At 49.2% G+C, this 18,654-nt stretch carries 18 protein-coding genes and 1 tRNA gene; 8 read left to right on the forward strand and 11 right to left on the reverse strand.

Annotated features, from left to right (window positions below):
* Nucleotides 1-82: 82 nt before the first annotated feature.
* Nucleotides 83-568, forward strand: a complete 486-nt coding sequence (locus ABJM21_RS16000) for a thioesterase family protein (RefSeq protein ID WP_348301922.1) — start codon at nt 83-85, stop codon at nt 566-568.
* A 16-nt stretch (nt 569-584) separates the two neighbouring features.
* Here the strand turns inward: ABJM21_RS16000 and ABJM21_RS16005 are convergent, their stop codons facing one another.
* A complete protein-coding gene (locus ABJM21_RS16005; RefSeq protein WP_348382177.1) occupies nt 585-770 on the reverse strand; it encodes a hypothetical protein in 186 nt (61 codons plus the stop codon).
* Nucleotides 771-833: 63 nt separating this feature from the next.
* Between ABJM21_RS16005 and ABJM21_RS16010 the strand changes: the two genes are divergently transcribed.
* Nucleotides 834-908, forward strand: a tRNA-Thr gene (locus ABJM21_RS16010).
* Nucleotides 909-1,116: 208 nt separating this feature from the next.
* Here the strand turns inward: ABJM21_RS16010 and ABJM21_RS16015 are convergent.
* Together ABJM21_RS16015 and ABJM21_RS16020 are read right to left on the reverse strand one after the other, a co-directional pair.
* Nucleotides 1,117-1,713 (reverse strand): DUF2924 domain-containing protein, encoded by a 597-nt coding sequence (locus ABJM21_RS16015; protein ID WP_348117730.1) that lies wholly within the window; start codon nt 1,711-1,713, stop codon nt 1,117-1,119.
* The gene (locus tag ABJM21_RS16020) at nt 1,710-1,952 is read right to left on the reverse strand and encodes a DUF3489 domain-containing protein (protein ID WP_348117733.1); all 243 of its coding nucleotides are present in this window, start codon (nt 1,950-1,952) and stop codon (nt 1,710-1,712) included. The genes ABJM21_RS16015 and ABJM21_RS16020 overlap by 4 nt, the downstream gene beginning before the upstream one ends.
* Nucleotides 1,953-2,156: 204 nt before the next feature.
* Here ABJM21_RS16020 and ABJM21_RS16025 point away from each other — a divergent pair, with 204 nt between their 5' ends.
* The gene (locus tag ABJM21_RS16025; protein WP_348117736.1) at nt 2,157-2,381 is read left to right on the forward strand and encodes a hypothetical protein; all 225 of its coding nucleotides are present in this window, start codon (nt 2,157-2,159) and stop codon (nt 2,379-2,381) included.
* 26 nt (nt 2,382-2,407) lie between these two features.
* On the opposite strand, the gene ABJM21_RS16030 is transcribed toward ABJM21_RS16025, so the two are convergent.
* The 3 genes from ABJM21_RS16030 to ABJM21_RS16040 form a co-directional block, all read right to left on the reverse strand.
* Nucleotides 2,408-2,602 (reverse strand): hypothetical protein, encoded by a 195-nt coding sequence (locus ABJM21_RS16030; protein ID WP_348301924.1) that lies wholly within the window; start codon nt 2,600-2,602, stop codon nt 2,408-2,410.
* Between the two features lie 151 nt (nt 2,603-2,753).
* Nucleotides 2,754-4,145 carry a sigma-54 dependent transcriptional regulator gene (locus ABJM21_RS16035; RefSeq protein ID WP_348117738.1) on the reverse strand — a complete coding sequence of 464 codons (1,392 nt, stop codon included), beginning with the start codon at nt 4,143-4,145 and terminating at the stop codon, nt 2,754-2,756.
* Nucleotides 4,145-4,693 (reverse strand): heme NO-binding domain-containing protein, encoded by a 549-nt coding sequence (locus tag ABJM21_RS16040; RefSeq protein WP_348117740.1) that lies wholly within the window; start codon nt 4,691-4,693, stop codon nt 4,145-4,147. The genes ABJM21_RS16035 and ABJM21_RS16040 overlap by 1 nt, the downstream gene beginning before the upstream one ends.
* 193 nt (nt 4,694-4,886) lie before the next feature.
* Between ABJM21_RS16040 and ABJM21_RS16045 the strand changes: the two genes are divergently transcribed.
* From ABJM21_RS16045 to ABJM21_RS16055, 3 genes are all read left to right on the forward strand, one after another.
* The gene (locus ABJM21_RS16045) at nt 4,887-6,095 is read left to right on the forward strand and encodes a polysaccharide biosynthesis/export family protein (protein ID WP_348117742.1); all 1,209 of its coding nucleotides are present in this window, start codon (nt 4,887-4,889) and stop codon (nt 6,093-6,095) included.
* 314 nt (nt 6,096-6,409) lie between these two features.
* Nucleotides 6,410-7,504, forward strand: a complete 1,095-nt coding sequence (locus ABJM21_RS16050) for a hypothetical protein (protein ID WP_348372741.1) — start codon at nt 6,410-6,412, stop codon at nt 7,502-7,504.
* Complete coding sequence (locus ABJM21_RS16055) at nt 7,459-8,742, forward strand: O-antigen ligase family protein (RefSeq protein ID WP_348301926.1); 1,284 nt, start codon at nt 7,459-7,461, stop codon at nt 8,740-8,742. The genes ABJM21_RS16050 and ABJM21_RS16055 overlap by 46 nt, the downstream gene beginning before the upstream one ends.
* Here ABJM21_RS16055 and ABJM21_RS16060 read toward each other — a convergent pair.
* Genes ABJM21_RS16060 through ABJM21_RS16075 form a run of 4 tightly spaced genes read right to left on the reverse strand, consistent with a single transcriptional unit; the run spans nt 8,711 to nt 12,973 of the window.
* Complete coding sequence (locus ABJM21_RS16060) at nt 8,711-9,745, reverse strand: glycosyltransferase family 4 protein (protein ID WP_348301927.1); 1,035 nt, start codon at nt 9,743-9,745, stop codon at nt 8,711-8,713. The two genes, ABJM21_RS16055 and ABJM21_RS16060, sit on opposite strands and share 32 nt — an antisense overlap.
* Nucleotides 9,742-10,734 carry a glycosyltransferase gene (locus tag ABJM21_RS16065; protein ID WP_348301928.1) on the reverse strand — a complete coding sequence of 331 codons (993 nt, stop codon included), beginning with the start codon at nt 10,732-10,734 and terminating at the stop codon, nt 9,742-9,744. Before ABJM21_RS16065 ends, ABJM21_RS16060 begins: the two co-directional genes overlap by 4 nt.
* 29 nt (nt 10,735-10,763) lie before the next feature.
* Nucleotides 10,764-11,684, reverse strand: coding sequence for a glycosyltransferase family A protein (locus tag ABJM21_RS16070; protein ID WP_348301929.1), 921 nt, complete (start codon nt 11,682-11,684; stop codon nt 10,764-10,766).
* Complete coding sequence (locus ABJM21_RS16075) at nt 11,681-12,973, reverse strand: oligosaccharide flippase family protein (RefSeq protein ID WP_348301930.1); 1,293 nt, start codon at nt 12,971-12,973, stop codon at nt 11,681-11,683. The genes ABJM21_RS16070 and ABJM21_RS16075 overlap by 4 nt, the downstream gene beginning before the upstream one ends.
* Nucleotides 12,974-13,249: 276 nt before the next feature.
* Here ABJM21_RS16075 and ABJM21_RS16080 point away from each other — a divergent pair, with 276 nt between their 5' ends.
* A complete protein-coding gene (locus ABJM21_RS16080; RefSeq protein WP_348301931.1) occupies nt 13,250-14,689 on the forward strand; it encodes a WecB/TagA/CpsF family glycosyltransferase in 1,440 nt (479 codons plus the stop codon).
* An 8-nt stretch (nt 14,690-14,697) separates the two neighbouring features.
* Here the strand turns inward: ABJM21_RS16080 and ABJM21_RS16085 are convergent, their stop codons facing one another.
* Nucleotides 14,698-17,310 carry an ATP-binding protein gene (locus tag ABJM21_RS16085; RefSeq protein ID WP_348301932.1) on the reverse strand — a complete coding sequence of 871 codons (2,613 nt, stop codon included), beginning with the start codon at nt 17,308-17,310 and terminating at the stop codon, nt 14,698-14,700.
* A gap of 458 nt (nt 17,311-17,768) precedes the next feature.
* On the opposite strand from ABJM21_RS16085, the gene ABJM21_RS16090 reads away from it, so the two are divergent.
* Nucleotides 17,769-18,437 carry a PEPxxWA-CTERM sorting domain-containing protein gene (locus tag ABJM21_RS16090; protein WP_348301933.1) on the forward strand — a complete coding sequence of 223 codons (669 nt, stop codon included), beginning with the start codon at nt 17,769-17,771 and terminating at the stop codon, nt 18,435-18,437.
* Nucleotides 18,438-18,654 lie beyond the last annotated feature (217 nt).

The raw sequence follows: 18,654 nt of genomic DNA on the forward strand, positions 1-18,654 counted from the left end.
GCCCAGGCTTAGTTTTCACACCCGCTCATCCTGGGTTCGGCATCAAGTGTGGAGCACCAAATATCAACGGACAATTTTCTTCATGACAACAGACACCAAAGACCCTCGCGCCGGCTTTCGACTGATCACTCCTATCCGCGTGCGCTATGCCGAGGCGGATATGCAGGGCATTGTATTTAATGCAAATTATCTTGCCTTTGCCGATATCGGTGTAACCGAATATTTTCGCGAGCTTGTCGGCGCCACAGGCAATGAAGATTCTCCGGGCAAGTTTCTGGAACTATTTGGCGGCGACAATTGGGTCCGCCATGCCGAGGTCGATTTTCGCGCTCCCGCCAAGGCAGATGACTTAATCGATGTCTGTTTACGCATCACCCGATTCGGCCGGACCAGCTATTCTGCCATTGCTCATATCGTGCGTGACGATGTGCTGCTGAACGTTGTCAAACTGACCTATGTCTGGTTTGATCCGGCGACGGAAGAAGTAACGCCCGTGGCGCAAAGCTTTATCGATGCGGTAACAGAGTTTGAGATTATCGAACCCGAACGGGCTGTGGTCTCCGTCTAGCGCCCTCTAACAACCTCTAATTTGGGCTGTCATCCTTCAAATCCTTGGCCTGCGCCTTGCGCCGCCGCAGATTGGCGCGCAATTGTTCGGTAAGCCGTTCGGCCTTTGCGGCCTCCCTGCGCTGTTTTTCGGACTTTGGTTGTGGCTTTGGCATGGAGAATATCTGCCAGCGAAACATGAAAATTGCAACTGCGCTTGACAAGTCCTTAACCCTTTCGCCATAGGCGCGGGGCTTGGAGCAGATGGCTCCTGCAATGAAACTAGTGCTGCTGTAGCTCAGTGGTAGAGCGCGTCATTGGTAATGACGAGGTCGGGAGTTCAATTCTCCCTAGCAGCACCATTTCTTCCCCCGATTTTGAGCGTCTCCAGCGACATGAACTGGTGGCCAGTTTAGTCCCTAAGTTTCCGTAACTTAGCTTGTGCTGTTTGTGTGAACTGTTGTCCAGAGACCATTTGTCGTCTGCCATATCGCAGCAAATAGCCGGATTATCTCGAGGCCCCGAAACGCTGGCACGGGATGCACTTTTGAAATTTGAGTGATTTGGGGTTTATTCGAACCCTAGAAGCGTCCGCTGTCCAGCCCAATCAAGAGGGAGGTCACCAGCGCGTAGAAGGCGTCTTCCAGTCAGATTGACCGGTTGCGATCCTCGAACAATGGCAGTGATGATATCAGGTGCCAAAAAGCTTAACCGGGCGAGGTTTCTTAAATGCCTTTGAGAGTAATCCGATATCATAGGTGATGTTGTTCCATCGATCAGATAGTCTCGCGCCGCAAAAGCTTTCGCAATAAGACGCACTAATACCGGATCGGGTTGGTGCTTTGCAGGACCATTGTCCGGAGCGATAGCCAGACGAAGCTCGGACCCTTTGCTGACCAGTTTTGTTCCAGTCTTCAACGAGATCGCATGCGCATATCCGGCTTTACCTGTCCATTCGACACGTTTGCGAAGTCGCTCGATCTCTCGTTTGGTTGCACCAGTCAGGCTACCATGAACACGTTCTTGCAAGCGGTTGGCAATCCCTCGTCGGAGCAAGTCGGGTCCGATATCGGGCGCTGGGGACTTAAACGTATCACGCCAGGCAGACCGCAATTGGGCAGGGGGCATGGCCATGAGTTCAGCCAATTGATCATCCAGCACGGTCATGCTGCACCTTTGGCGTCTTTATCGTTTAGACCTTGTGTGATGCGACAGGCTGTCCCATCTTCACCGCGCTGTTCGCGTGCGAGCAGATAGCCTTTCTTACGCAGGCCGGTCAGAAAAGCACGGACGCTATGTTGCTGCCAGTTCGTTGCTTTGCAAATCTCAGTGAGAGTTGCGCCGCTGGTTCGCGATAGCAGCGCTATGACTTTTGACGATTTGGTTTGCGGTTTTGATTTTGGCATTAAAGGTCTCCAACAGGCGCTGGACTATCCAGCGCTTCCACTGACCCGAGCCGCAGTTCGCTTGTTGAAGCGGGCGGCTTGTCGCGATCATTGTTCGCGACAGGAATGACCATGCTAGAACAAGCACTGAAGTCCAGTCGTTTATCTACGAAATGGTGACAGCTGCATATGGACTTCTAAACGACTTCGAGCATGGGTTCTGGCGTGGCATTCACAGATGACGAGATTGATCCGATCAAGGTACGAACTGGATTGTTTGCACTGATTACCGCGCGGCTCGAAGATGTGCATGAATTTGCCGTCAAAGGGCAATCCACAAAGGTAAATGCCGAACAAGTAAGCGAATATGTCAGCGACATTAGATCAAATCTAGATGAAGTTTATCTCCAGCTGACTGCAATTGAACTGATCAAAAACCGTAACTCCTAATGTCCGCAATATCCCGAAAGCGGACACTAGCTTTCGCCACGTGGTATGCCTGAAAGTGTGGTCGTTAGCGGACATTCAAGATGGTATGACGGTTTTTGGGCCGATTGCGAACTGTCTGCTTTGGGAGCCTCAGCGAGAAAAGCTGACTTTCGAGAAAGGCCCAATGTCAGACGGCTTGGATTGTTCACGCCAATGACCGCTTTGAGCGCAAAAACGGACATTGGGATAGCCGCTTTGTTCCAATCAAACAGATGATGCCAAACATTTGCCACGATTAACAGCGTATCTGTCTTGAGTTATCTGATGACGGACAATCCATATATCGGAGGTTCGATTCCCTCTAACTTGCCGATGATTTGGCAATTCAATCAGCTAAGAGGCCCAGCGTTCAATCTTTCGATAAAGCGTTGAAGGACTGAGTTTTAACGCTCTCGCGGCCGCGGGCACATTCCCGTCTTCGCGGGCGAGGGCACGATCAACAACATAGCGTTCGACTTCCTCCATCGACATATTGTCCAACGGATTCGCGTTAAGTCCGTCGGCCGTTTTTTCTAGCTCGTTGGATCGATCAACAACACCGCTATCCTTGGCTAAAGTTCCGATCATTTCAGTCGTCAGAACGGCACCTTCGTTCATCACAATCGAGCGTCTGATACGGTTCTGCAATTCGCGGACATTGCCTGGCCAGTCATAAGCGGCCAATGCCAGTGCTGCGTCACCGTCCAAACTCTGAAAGGATTTGTCTTCTTCTTCCGAAAAGCGGCGCAAAAACTCATTGGCGATCAGGGAAATATCATGTCCACGATCACGAAGTGGAGGAATCTCAATAGGGATAACCGCCAACCGATAGAATAGATCTTCCCGAAACCGTCCTTCAGCTACTTCATGGGCCGGGTCTCTATTTGTTGCACAAACCACGCGCACATCGACCTGTTCAGTGTTTGAACTGCCCACTCGCTGAATGGTTCCAGTTTGTAGAAACCGGAGTAATTTTACCTGGAGTTTAATGTCCATCTCGCAGATTTCGTCGAGAAACAGCGTCCCGCCGCTGGCTGCGAGAGCAGCCCCCACTCGATCCGAAGTGGCCCCGGTAAAGGATCCTTTCATATGACCAAAAATTTCGGACTCAAGCAAATCTGCGGGAATCGCACCACAGTTTATCGCAACAAACGGACCTTTTGCGCGCTTACCCTGCTTGTGCACCGCTTCTGCGGTAACTTCCTTGCCGGTCCCGCTTTCACCGGTAATGAAAATTGTCGCTTTGCTATCCGCAACATTTTCAATAGCTTTATACAGAGCTTGCATTTGCGGCGATTTTCCGATGAATCCATGAAAATTCGTTCGGTCCCGAAGATGTTTAACCGCCCGGACTTCCTGAACCAGTTCACTTTTTTCACTCGCATTGCGAGCGGTTGTCATCAATCGTTCCGGGGCAATCGGCTTGACCAGAAAGTCGTATGCGCCAGCCTGCATCGCTTTGATCGCACGATTGATAGATCCATCGGCCGTTACCACAATCACGGAACTATTTTGTAGATAAGCACTATTCTGTTGTAAAAGGTCCAGACCATCAATGTCAGGCAATTGAAGATCGAGAAGGATAATAGAATAGGGCTTTTTGGCAGATTGCAGCAATTGCAAGGCCGTTGCGCCGTCATCTGCAATATCTACTTCAAAACCCTCATTCTTAAGCTGCTCAGAATAGTTGAACGCAAGACTGGCCATATCTTCCACAACCAGCGCATGATGAACGGATTTGGACATTATGCTGCCGCCGCGCTCGGCGGAGCAATAATGAACGATGCGCTGAAAGCGGGGGCGTCCCGTTCCCAGCTCACCTCGCGATTGTCGCCATAGTGGATCAAGCATTGTTCAATTAAACCAAAAGCAATTGCCGCCATTGGTCGATGGGACGAATAGCGCACGATCAATCTGTCACCTTTTTTTTCGGTGCTGACCTGCGGCGGTTGAGCATCTGGATATAGCGTGCATACTTCGGTGTGAATATGTGGTCCGACATTGTCCAATAACTCCGACGCATTCTTGTAGCGTGACAGAATCTCGGGAAATAATATGATGAAGCGTGAGAATAGTGTTCGCCCAAATTGCCGGCTGAGTTCAGAAGCGTCAATCCCGCTGAGTTCGACTGCTGCCTCGATCATCTTGGCGGCATGGGCGGTGGGATAATTCCCTACGCTCGTAAATGCACCATTATTGGGTAGATCCGCATTGACCAATACTTTGTCTGCGAATTCGGGCGAGACGGTCTCCTCCATAAACCGAACCAATTCTGTAAAAATCACGCCTTTCATAGAAATATCCTCTTTTTGATGGCAGCTACCATAGCTCTCGATAGTTGCATTTTGCTAATATTCCGTTTGCATTTTGCAATTAATGACATTTATTTATTGGATGAATTATTGTAACCCACTGATATAATAGAATATATTAATTCTGGCATATGATTTGCGAAGTTGGGGGAAACCCATTGTCAGGATTTTGAAGATGAATTTGTTTACCCGCCTTATCACATCGCTATCCGTAGTTTCGCTGCTGAGCGCTTGCGCGGCAGGTCCTGCGCCAAGCAATTTGTCCGACAGTCGGTGGATGAATCAACAGCGTCAGCGCACGGCAGACTCAAGCGATCAAGGGCACAATTTTTCTTGCATTCAACCTAGTCGCCCAAAATTTCTTGAAGCCAGTAATTTTGTCGAACCGAACGATTTGCCCGGTGGAAGTAATATATTGTCTCCCGGAGATCGGGTTAGAGTAACTGTTGCTGGGGATGTCGACGTTCTAACAGGAATTTATGTTCTGACGGAAAATGGTTCCATTCAACTACCCCAAATCCCCCCGATTGCGATAGCGGGAAACAATGTTCTGGCAGCAGAACGTGCGATCAGATCGCATTTGTTATCCGCGGGATTTGTAAGGGACATCGGCAGCAATGTTGATGTTCGTTTGATCGAAAATTCGGGTGTCGCAATTTCAATATCTGGAGCGGTATTTCAACCTGGTTCGGTGCGCGTTGGGGACCGCCGCACCGAAGACCGGGTAGGCCAAAAAGAAGGGCTGACCAGCGGGGATACCAATCCAGGTCGCACAGTATCGACGGCGCTACAGGTGGCGGGTGGGGTTCGTCCCGATGCCGCCGTCGATACTGTGTATTTGATTCGAGGAGGCAAGTGGACGCAGTTAAATTTGACGGGTAATTTCGACGGCTCCGATCATAGTAATCGCCCTGTAGTTGCGCTGGATCGTCTTATTGTTCCATCAAAGAAATGTTTTGATCCTTTGCTGGTTCGCCCTAGCGCCATCACCGCTCCAGGCATTCGCGTGTTCATGTCTAATCTGGCACGGTCAGCTAACAATAACGCCGGCGCAGCCATCGGCGAGAAAACCACCAGTCTGCCTTATGGAACACGTCTTTTGCAGGGTGCGATTGCGCTGAATTGCGTTGGCGGTTCTGCAATGAATGCTGGCCGCAAGGTTATCTTGATTTCGCGTAATCCGATCAATGGTCAAAGTATTGTGACCGAACGCAAAGTTGAACGGCTTGTTCGCAGCGCGGATCGCGATGCCTTTAATCCTTACTTAATGCCAAATGACTCCCTCGCTTGCTATGACAGTGCCTTCATGAACTTTCGCGATGCTCTGAGCCTTGTTACCGATACGGCTACGCCGGCCCTTATCTTTGGGAATATCGGCAAATGATCCATAGTCCAATATCAAAGAAAAGGCGTGTTGAACGCTTTTGGGATCTCGTTCGAGACGGATTGCATACCGAGGGGCGGTATGCCCGATACCTCGCGTTAATGTCAGCCATTCTAGGTCTGATATGGCTGATCACTTTAGCATTTCTCGTTCTCATGCCCAATCGTTATGATAGCTCTTTCACACTGATTTTACCTGGTTCGGGTGTCGGGAGCAGCCTTAATCTAGAATCGATTGGACAAGCGACAACGGCAACCAATTCAGCGTTTAGTTCTTCATCGATCAGTCCAACTGAGAATTACAAACGATTGCTGATGGCCGATGTCACTCTGGCAAGAGCAGGCAAATTAGCCGGCGACGAAAATGAAAAGATGTCAGCTCCCCATGTGAAGCTGATCGATCAAACTAATTTGATAGAAGTCAGTATAACGGCTGACTCGCCTTCTCAAGCACAGAAAAAAGCGCAATCGTTGCGTGCAGCATTTCTGGATGGATTGGACCAGCTACGCCAAGATGAAGGCGAAAAGCGCGAAGAAGCCGAAAGCAAGCGTTTGGTTCAACTTGAAACCAAGGTCCGTGAAGCGCAACAAAAGTTGTTGGCCTTTCAAGGCGAAACCGGTCTTGTGTCATTGGAGCAGTTTAACAACCGGATATCTGCACTCGATTCACTCCAGGATCGCGAGCGGCAGGCCCGAACCGATACCAAGCGCGCATCGGCCACAGCGTCCCGAATTGCCAGCGCGCTCAACATATCGGTCGCCACCGCAAACAAAGCGTTCACCCTAAAGGCTGATCCGGTTTTTCAATCTCTGCTCGCCCGCTATGCAACTGTGAATACTTCCGCTTCGGAGAAAAAGGCTACGCTTGGCCCTAATCACAGTCAGGTACAGCAGATCGATGCCGAGAATGAGCAGCTAAAAACCCAAATGCTTGCCCGCGGCAGCAAACTAACTGGCCTCAGCGGAGAAGTTCTGATGGGTTTTGCCGATCTATCAATGTCCAGCGAACGCGGTGCACTAGTTGGCGCCATGGTTGCTCGTGATTCAGAACGTCTCGGTGCCAGCGCCGGACTGGCAGACATTCGTGCGCAAATATCAGAGCAAACAGCCAAGGCACCAAAGCTGGTCAACCAGGCGTCACAATTGGCGGATCTACAAAGAGACCTGCGCGTCTCAGAAGCCGTTTTCTCCTCAGCTCTTGCGAGAATTGATACCAACAAGGCAGATCCGTTCGCTTCTTATCCTCTGGTTCAAACACTGGAAGAGCCGAGCTTGCCAGAAGAACGCTCGTCGCCGTCCACTATTGTCGCTATAGCTGGAGCATTAGGGTCGTCCTTGGTGTTATTGATCGGATTTGGGTTATTGTGGTTCAGACAGATAATCATCCGCAAAGTTTTGCCGAACGCCTGATATATTACTCCCTATTGAGCACATGGGCTTTGTGGTTGATCGGGGGTCTATATATTGCCGGACCGGTTATCGCCTGGATACTCGCACTTCATGTTGCCTGGCGGTATTATCTGGCTCCCGGCTTACCCGAACATCAAAAACCACATAAAGCTGGATTGGGCGTATGGACCTGGATTGCCGGTATGGCTTTGTTGCTGGTCACATTGTGGGTCGGTCATATTAACTTTGACCTTGGTCTTGGCGCTACAATTAAATCGTCGATTGGATGGGCCAAAGGATGGGCGCTGCTCGCCATATTCATTATAGCGGGCGCTGCCCTCGATGTGCGCCCGGCTGTGATATATCGTGCGATATGCAAACTTGGTGCACAAACATTGGTTCTGTTGCCGATCTTTCTGATAGCACCGTTTGTCGGCCTACCGGAGACACTCTATGTCTCTCCTTTGAAAATCGTAGGCGGTCCTGGACCGGAGTATTTTGCAACCACGCTTTACACGTTAGAACCCGGTGCTGGCATTCCACGCTGGCAATTCTTTGCACCATGGTCACCTGCCGCTGGCATGGTCGCATTGGTTTACATAATTTGTGCTATTGAAGAACAAGAACTGAAATGGAAGGTCATAGGAATTAGCGCCGGTTTAATAGTGGCACTGCTCAGCCAGTCGCGATTGGCGCTGGTCGCAATTGCCGTCATTTGGCCAATGGCCTTTGCAATCTCGCGGATGAATAAACCCGTCATCTGGTTTCTGGCGGCACCGGTTCTACTTTTTATCGGTTTCTTCTCTGTCAATATTGTTCAGACTGCCGGAGAAGTGCGATCAAATTTCGAAGGCGCGCGCGCAGATTCTACTCGGGTTCGAGCGACCTTAGGTCGCATCGCCGTTGACCGTTGGCAGGAGGAGGCCCCCTGGTTTGGTCACGGTATTGTCGAAAAAGGTCCCCACTTAGTAGAATATATGGTCATTGGCAGTCATCATAGCTGGTATGGATTGCTGTTTGTAAAAGGAATTATTGGTCTGTTGGCCTTGGCAATTCCGATGATGGTGAGTTTGTTCTTACTCGCAAAAAGAGCATATCGATACCCAGAAGCCCGTGTCGGCCTGTCCTTGCTGTTGTTGCTTTTTCTTTACAGCTTTGGGGAAAATCTAGAGATATTGGCCTATCTATATTGGCCGGCGCTCATCTTGATAGGAAATGGCCTGCGCCCTAGACCGACAGATGTTTCGGAAGCCGCGTGACGGCTCCAACTGGTGTCTGATGCAAAAAATTGAGCCAGTCCGATAACCGCTGATCCTCAAAAGTCATAGCCTGTTGCCGAGCCGAATGAGACATTTCGGTTAGCGGCAGCCGCCGAAGGTCGTTGAGCACCGAAACCAGACTATTCTGATCTCTGCAATCAACGACAACGCCAGAATTGAGGGCCTGTTCCGGCAGACCACCAACTGGTGCAACAATAATCGGACGTCCAGCCATCTTTGCCTCTGCTGCAACTAAGCCAAAGCTTTCAAAATGCGACGGCACGGCCACGACATCGCAGCGGCTTAAAAAATCAGGTAGGGATTCTATTTCTCCGAAGAATCGAATATTTGGGCAACCATGAGCGAGTGCGCGGAGCGTTTCTTCCTGTTCCCCATAGCCACCAATATGAAGATATATATTGCTTGCATTATCAGTGCGTTTCACCGCCTCGATTAGCTCCGCAAATCCTTTGGCTTTCGTAAACCGGCCATAAGCACCTATTGTGAGCGACCTGTTTGCGGAAAAGCGAGGCAATGCAATCTGTTCCAACCCCGTGAAATTGCTCCATGGATTAATCACATGAAAGGCACTTTCATTGACCTGCGTAACTTCACTGAGCCATTTTGCTTGCGCATTGGAAACACAGATCACTTTGTCAAATAAAGCGACCGCGCATCGCAGCATAGCGCGAAAACGAGATTTAACGGGGACGTGCAAGGCTTCCCATTCGCGATTATAACTATGTTCCATCCACACTATATTAATATCGGGATTCCGGCTTCGCAAAGAAACAAGAAATGCGAGAACTTTCCAACTCGGTGGAAAATGGACGAGAATAATGTCGGTGTTCAATTTAGGTGCGATAGACCATTTTGGGTCAACCTCGACAATGGTCGATTCATATCGCGCGGTGAGATTTGGGTCTTGAAAAAGCTCAAGGTTTTTCGTCACGCCGCCTAGCGCAAAGTCATCAAGCAAATGGGTGATTTGAGTCCTTTTCATATTGCTTTCCTTTGCCCAGTCCACGAACCGGCAAATGCAGCAAACTGTGCCGGCTTCATGATGCGTGCGGCCAAACAAGCCAGATTGGTGATGATAGTTTTCCGAGGCTCCTCAAGTATCATTTTTGGAAACGTGACCAAGGCCTGAAGCGAAAGGGAGAGCGCGAACGGCCCATCCCCCATGCTCGCAGCTCTGCGTGCGAGATAACGGAGCTGATAAGCTTTTGCCCTTGCCTTATTCTTTTTGATAAAATCGGGCGCATAAAGAGCTGTTTTATCGATAGCTCGTTCCCAACTTTCAAATTGCCGCACGACGTTGGAAGACAAAGCGCCGGATACAATTCGATATTCCGTCAGCAAACCACCTATTCCTTCAAAATTTGCGGAAGCCGACAAGGCTAACCTCAACCAGCATTCAATATCTTCAGATTGCTTGAAATCCTCATCGAAATAGCATGTACGCTCCGGGAATCTGGGATGCTGGAAGGCGATCTTGTCTAGCGCTGACTTGCGAATTACTGGTGCCGATCCATTGCCGACCGGATTGCGAGCAACAATGTCTGATGCGGAAATTTTTCCGAGCTTTGGTCGCATGGCAACCCGCAGGCGATTTCCATCCTCATCAATCAAGCGCGAACCAGAGAAGCTTACGTCCACATGGTAATTGCAGGTCAGGTGAATAGTGTGCAGCATGAGTTTACTGGGCAGCCAACGATCATCGCTGTCGAGAAACGCAATAAGAGATCCTTTTGCTAGTCCGATGCCACGATTGCGCGCGCCCGATAATCCGCGATTGGCTTGATGCACAATCCTGATCCTCGGGTCGGTAAATTCGGAGCAGATATCAATGCTGGCATCTGTTCCACCATCGTCAACAATGATGAGTTCAAAATTTTCATAAGTTTGATCGAGAACTGACTGGATGGCTTCACGAACGTAGCGTTCAACATTGTAAACCGGCATTATGATCGAGACGAAAGGTTGTGTCATTTTCATATCCTTTTAAGACTATTGTTTGTTTATGCGAAGAAGCGGATGCGCGTTTCACGCGGGAGAAACTGCGCAGCAATTGCACCGGTCAACGTCGCCAATCCGCGGTTTCTGCCTGAGAAAAAGGCGCGGATATTGAGGCGTAGGCCTCGCAGAGAGAAACCGAGAGCAGTATTGGCTCTCGCACCGGTTCTCAACGCTCGTCGCGCTAGGTAACGGCAATATTGTGCTTCTGCAGCGGACCGGTCGAAATGGGTTTCGTAGGAGGAAGCAAGCAATCGCCAGCCAGCATACATTTTCTCTAGATTGGCCGATAGGCCATCACCGCTCATTCGATAGTCCACCAGATGGCAGTTGATACCGCGAATATTAAGGCCTTTGGCGCGTGCACGAACCAGCCATTCCTGATCTTCGGCATAAGACATCCCTTCGCGAAATAGACCAATTTTCTCCAGGCAATCGCTACGAAGGACAATGTTGGACGACGTGCATGTTGGATTTTCGGCAACAAGCTCTGCGACACTAAGGTTCATCGGCGGCACGGTAGAAACGGCTCGCGATGCCTCAGGGAAATTTGATATAAATTCGACTTGGGCAAAACTGATCGCAATGTCAGGGAAACTGCGATGCCAAGACCAATGCCGCGCAAGTTTGTTGGGAAGCCAAAGGTCATCAGCATCCAAAAATGCGATGAGTTTGCCATGGGCGCAAGTGAGGCCGAAGTTCCGCGCAGCAGCAACGCCCATATTTTGTTGCGACTTCACTTTTATACGAGTGTCTTTTGACGCCATTGCCAGCGCCTTCCGCAAGCTGTTATCGGTCGAACCATCATCGACGATAATGAGTTCAAAACTTTTTTCAGTTTGTTGCAGCACACTGGCGATCGTTGATTCCAAGGTCGAAGCCGCGTTGAATACGGGAATGATAACTGAGAATTTTAAATTGGTCATATGAGTGTCTCCTTCTTCGACGAAAAATTTATGGGCATTTGCTGATGAGCCTTCCGGTAGAAGGCGATGGATATCGGAATGAAGGTGATGGCCAGACCGAGCCCATATCCTATGGCTGCAGCATTGAGACTGACACTTGCTCCTAGCGCTAAGCAGACGAGCGTCGTTCCGGTTGCCAACGCGACTATCGCAAGGTCCGCCGAGGTACGATCCGCGGCTCGCAACCAAGTTGTGTTCGCCGCAGCGCAGAAAATCGGGATGGCGGCGAGTGACAACAGGCTCACCAAAGGTGCCGCCTCGCTCCATTGTTGCCCAAAAACGAAAGGCACATAAATTGGTGCGAACAATGCTTGAGCAAGCGTCAATGGCAAGAAGATAGCTGCGCCCAATAGAAATGAACTGCGATAGCGTTGCAAACGCAGCATCCCGTTTTTGACACCGCACAGATGGGGAAACAAAATGGTTGAAAATGCTGTTACGATAGATGTCGTGATGCCGAGGCCAGCATTGAAGGCGAAGTAATAGATGCCGAGTGCCTTCACCCCCAATAGCGAACCGACAATCAATTTGTCGGCCTGCATCCGGACGGCCGTTAGCATCTCACTTCCGAGTACACTCAAGGAGAAGTTTACAAAGCGGTGTGCCGGAATCTTTCCTTCTGCCGCGTTATATTTCCACTTTTTGGCCTTGCGGACAGCAATCAACCAAATCGGAGCCGTGAGCAGCTTGGGTAATACAATTGCCCAGGCCGAGGGCCAAAGAACAACAAGAACCATGGTAAGAAGATGATCTGCAATTGTCTGCACGGCGCCTATTTTTGCCGTGACCGCCATTTGCCCGTCTCTCATTAGCAGAAACACCTGAACCAGACCGCCCGGCATAAAAAGAAACACGGCAGATAGAACAGCGAGCATGAATGCGGCGTCGGTTTGCCCGAATATGAAATGAAGCAGACCGGCAACGCACAATTGGATCAGGCCAACAAGCCCACACCATATCCAGAAAAGGCGATGTGCCGTATTCGCCGTCGCCGGCAAATCTGCTTTCGAAGCCATTATGATTTTTTGACCGATCCCGGCGTTTGCGAGGACTCGAACCAGTTCAAACAGGCTAAGCGATAATGCCGCGATACCCATTAACTCCGGCGTGACGGCACGGGCAATTACAACGACAGCCACGATTCGGATCAGGCGTACGAGCATTTCGGCACTGCCATAAGCCGCCAGGGATGAAAGGAACCAAATACTGTCCTTTCCCAACCTTGTTTTCGCTTGATGCCAAATGGCCATGATGATCTCCATAATCGAATATGGAAGTCACCTCTCAAGTCTCGTGCCATTTATATAAAACATTGTAATATAAAGATAATTATTGAATTTATGGTTCGAACACTCTCCATATTTGCATATTGCGAACATATTTCAAAAAATCACTGCAAAATGCGAATTCAGTTTATAAATTCTACATTGCATATTTTATTTTCTAATGATTTTAATAACTTAAATTAATTGGCATAGTTTCTGCAAAATCCGTTTCCAATCAATTTGATAAAAAGGATTTTGAAAATGCTTCATCAGAAACTTCTCGCGGATAAGTCAAATGCAACAGAGTATAATACGCTAGATTTAAGGTCCCTTCTTTCGAGTTGGACGAAGTTCGATCGTTCCGAGCTTTTCGGTTTCAATTTGATCCGAGCAGATCGAGAATCTGCCGCCAGTGCAATCATGCAATCGGCCCGAAGCAATCAAAAAGTAACGGTGAACTTCATCAATGCACATTGTATCAATATAGCAACAAAAGATTCCGTGTACCGCGAATGTCTAAAGGCAAGCAGCGCGCTTCTTCCGGATGGATCAGGCATGTCTATCGCCTCAAAATTAGCGAAAGCTCCGTTAGGAGAAAATTTGAACGGAACTGATCTGTTTCCCATTCTGTGCCAAAAGGCAGCAGAGGCGGGGAAATCTATATATCTGCATGGTGGTGAGCCAAAGGTAGCCGAGCAGGTCGCCAAAAACATGAAAAAGCAATATCCCGATTTGATGATCGCGGGAGTGAGCAATGGCTATGAGGACCATGCTGACACAGCTGCAACAATTGCAAAAATCAATAGATCAAATGCCGACTTAGTTTTTGTCGGCTTGGGCGTTCCGATGCAGGAAAAGTGGATCGCCGAACATCGCTCACGGATCAATGCCCCAGTCGTTCTGGGTGTTGGTGGGCTTTTTGACTATTATTCGGGTCGTATTCCAAGAGCACCACGACTGGTAAGAGCGGCAGGCATGGAGTGGGCTTGGAGATTGATGCAAGAACCCCAGCGGTTGGCCAACAGATATTTGGTGGGCAATATTAGTTTTCTTGCCAAAGCCGCAGTGAATGGATGGCATGCAAGAGGTCTGCACCAAAAAGTATTTGTAACCAACAAGCGTGTGTTAGACCTAACTTTAACATTGCTCGGGCTCATTTTGATTGGGCCGTTCTTTGCGGCCATTTCTCTGTTGATCCTCGCTGAAGATCGCGGCCCCGTCTTTTTCAAACAAGTTCGAATTGGAGAGAATGGGCAGCCTTTCAAAATGTGGAAATTCCGATCCATGGCAGTCGATGCCGAACAGCGATTGAAAAAGCTGATGGAGCAAAGCGATCGCGATGATGTGTGCTTCAAGATGAAAAATGATCCCCGTATCACCAAAATCGGCAAACTTATTCGCCGTTTTTCGATGGATGAATTACCTCAGCTCATAAACGTCTTGAAAGGAGATATGTCATTGGTCGGCCCACGCCCCGCGCTACCCAAAGAAGTCATGCAAAGACCAAATAAAAGTATGAATCGGCTCGCCGGAAAACCGGGACTGACCTGCACGTGGCAAGTTTCCGGTCGGGCAGAAATACCGTTTGAGGAGCAGGTCAAAATGGACGAGGAATATCTTAGTCATCAAAGCGTGCTGAAAGATATTTCGCTTCTCGTCTCCACCGTACCGGCCGTTCTAACGGGACGCGGTGCCTATTGAAGGATGCTCTATACGCCGCAGGCTTTCTCAACTTCACTCAGCGTTTTGTTTGCGGAGTTTTTGAACCTATCAAGGGATTTCGGATCAGAGAGATCTGCGGCGTTCGCTTGATCCAATAAACCGTCAAATCCGAAAGTTTGTGCTACTCCTTTAACCCGATGACGGACTCCGGATAAAAGCTCATCGCTTTGATCGGTATATGCAGCTTCCATATGCGAAACCGAGACCGCCAAATCCTTTCGCAGTGTTTCTTTCAAAGCCTCTCGTCTGTCGGGCGTAAGGGTGGCTAAGACCGAGCGGAATTGATCAATATTAATAGCTGCAGGCATATCCGACTGAGAGGGGGAAATCTGCTCATCATCTTCAGCTTTGCTCAACGCGCTTCTTATCGCACTTGCCAATTCATGCTTGTCGATCGGCTTCGCCAAGCATTGGTCCATACCGATGGCCAGCAGGCTTTCCCGTTCTGTTTCCATCGCATGCGCCGTAACACCAATGATCGGGATGTTAGACTTGACAGAACCCATTTTTCGGATGGCTTTCGTCGCTTCTTTGCCGTCCATCACGGGCATCGATACATCCATGAGGACCAAGTCAAACTCATGGTCTTCCAGCATATCTATCGCTACTTGACCATTTTCAGCTAATGCGTTGGTGCATCCGAAAAGATCAAGCATAGAAGCAATGACGAACTGATTGGCCTCCACGTCTTCCGCTATCAGTATGTGGGGCTTCTCTCCGTCACGGTTTTTAATCAGCAACGGCGGCGCGCTGATCGTGTTGACTTCGATCGGAACAGTTGCTTCTTCCAATGGTATCTCGAACCAGAACATGCTGCCGCGAGCTTCTTTGCTGATTAGGCCGATATCGCCGCCCATCGCACTGACCAATCGACGGCAGATCGCCAGACCCAAGCCAACGCCTTCTATTTCACTCCGCTCCACTTTCGGCGAGCGAGTGAAATTGGCGAATAGAGAGGATTGTATGTCTTCTGGCACCCCCATACCATTATCCGCCACCTCAACACGCAAAAATCTCTTTTCGTCATGTTCACTCTGCAGAAGTGAAACTGATACTTTCCCGCTCGGACCCGGCGTGTATTTTATTGCATTGCTTACAAAATTGTTGAGCAACTGACGAAACCGCGTCGGATCAATGAACAGCGCAGTTGGCAGACTTGGATCACGGTCTGTGTCTAATTCAATGCCTTTTGCCTTGGCCGCACCCGACCAGAAATCCATTACGCCAGTGACCACCAGGTCCAGCACGGTAGGTGCTGGTTCCAAAGAAATAGCGCCTGCCTCTGCGCGAGCCAGATCGATAATGTCGTCGAGCAGAATTTTCAGCAACTCGCCACTTTGCATGGCCAAACGCAGCTGCTTTCTTTGTGGTTCACTGAGCTCGGTTTCCTCCATCAGCGATAGCATACCCAACACCCCGTTCATGGGTGTTCTGATGTCGTGGCTCATCATCGCCAAAAATTCCGACTTAGCTCGATTAGCCCGCTCTGCTTCCATTTTTGAAGAGCGAAGTGCAGAACTCAGGGTTTCCAATTCATCGACGCGTTCGCCTAGTTGCGACCGTTGTTCTCTCAAGCGGCTTTCTATCTTTTTCAATTCGCTGATATCGGTATAAGTCCTCACCATACCGCCTTTATACGGAGCAACAGTTATCTGAATATGTTCCCCGTTGCTGCTACGCAAAAGATATTTATGCGGCTTTACGTTCCCAGCCCGGTCTCTTTCAATGTAAGATAATGCTTCGAGATTTTGCACCTGGAACTCTGACTTCAACGCGTGATAATCTGAATATTCCATACCTTTGGAAAGGTTTTCATATTTGGTTCCGATCAATTCCTTCAGCTTGTCGTTCCAACTGACAAGTCGCAAATCGTCATCAAAAACGGCCACCCCTAATGGTACATTATTCAAAACAGCTTGGAGATAAACTGCATTTTGACGTTCACGTTCTGTTGCTTTGGCTAGCTGCTCACTGGTTCTGTTTAGTTGCTTGATTCGCCGTTCTGCAACCAATTGCAGTGCCTTTGCACGTCTACCAATTGCTCGAGTTTCTGTGATGTCTTGAACGGTACCATATATGCCAATCACCTCTCCATCTGCATTCGCTTGTTTGGCCATGCTCCACTTGAACCACATTGTGTCGCTCGAGGGAGTCACCATCCGACATTCATAGCTATGATCGGCGCCCGGAGGCGCAGTCAAAAACTCCAGCCGGAGCTTTGATACGCGGGCGCGGTCAAGAGGATGCACGGCCCGCCATGCCCGTTCTGCAATCGACTCTCCATCAGACTCTATGCCAAGCATTTCTCGGAAGAATGGAGAATAAGAAAGCCCTTTGTTTTTAGGCCAATGGAGCGTCGCGATACGCCCGGTCTTCTCGGCTCGTATCAATTCCTGTGAGCTTATTTCCATTTTGTTGATTAGCTCTGCTTCGCGCTGTTGAAGCTCGACACTTCTAAGCGCAACCAGTCGCGCTTTATCCTCTAGCAGAGTCTCTGCTTCCTGGCGGGCAGCTTCGGAACGAGCCAAGCGGCGTTGGAGAAAAGCAATTTTCTCCTGCTCATTCATCCCGGCGCTAAGAGAAGTTGTTTCATTCGCCATCGGTAAAGCTTGTCTCCATATCAAAAGCTGATTTACTGGATTTAGCAGATAAGGTCGACCATAAGATTAATTCTGTATTTCGTTTACATTCACTGCCTACAATAATTCTTAGGACGAACGAATGTAGGCCAAATAGGCCAATCCGAAGCAACTCCATGCACTGACACCCCGCTCGTAGCATATGCCTGTGGTGGATCATGAAAAAGCTCATCAAAATAAGAGCTTAGGAACTGCGAAAATTAGACAAATCTCCGAAGAAATGCATAAATATCGTTCTTTGCGAGAATATTTCCATCTGATTTCGCATTTTGCAGTGATTTCTCCAAATTATTTTCGCAATATGCGAATTTTTCTTGAAATCAAGATGATGGAAAACTTATTATCTTTATATTACAATAGATTATCGGATTGGCATGGAAATTGAATATCGTCTTCGACCAAATGAAGGAGAATTCAAAGTGAAAATCTATCTATTGGCAGCTGTCGCGACGGCTGCATTCACATCATCGGCAAGCGCTGCCACCTACATTCCGGTGGGGCCGCAGACCAACGTTGAAGTTGCGACAGTTACGGGCGGTGGTTGGTCAGAGTGTTATTCGAGTACCTATGGTTCGACCGGACAATCGGTAGCCAGTATACTGAAAGGTTGTAACAACGGTGACAGTTTGATGTTGGCGGCCCGTGAGATCGGAAGTGATACTTTTTTGGTGCTTGCACAAGCGTTACGTGCTGATGTGTTGTTTGATACCGGCCGTAGCAATGTTACGCACAATGCAAACGGAACGGAATGGTATTTTTCCGACAACTATTCCTGGGGCTTCGCACCTGGCGGGGAATCAGTAACTAGGAATAGTTGCGACACCACCAATAGAGGAAGCGGCGACCGGCTATGCTGGCATACGCGTGCCGGCAATATCAATGGTGGTTGGCGGGCTGGTTCAAACACCGGCCTGAATAGCAGCGATGCGTTTGAACGAGTCATCTATACAGCAAATGCATCTATTGGTGCTGTGCCAGAACCAGCAACATGGGCGTTCATGATCTTTGGCTTTGGTGCCATTGGCGGAGCGATGAGGTCAGATCGACACCGTCAGCGCAAAGCGATTGTGAAAACTAGCTACGCATAACCCTTAGACTATGATTTTACCCAGAGGCCCTGTCAGAGAGATCTGGCGGGGCATTCTGTACGAGCACCAAGTCCGCTTTCGGGATATTACCGGCACCATTGTAACGTCTGAATTTGGGGCGCTTACCCAACCGGCAGCTTCCGCATTAGTAGTGTCCGCTTTTGCGCCCTTAGCGGACACTAGCTTCAGAAACAAAAAGGGCTCTGGAACCGATCCA

Origin of the sequence: Parasphingorhabdus sp. (assembly GCF_039977335.1) — a bacterium.
Lineage (GTDB): Bacteria > Pseudomonadota > Alphaproteobacteria > Sphingomonadales > Sphingomonadaceae > Parasphingorhabdus.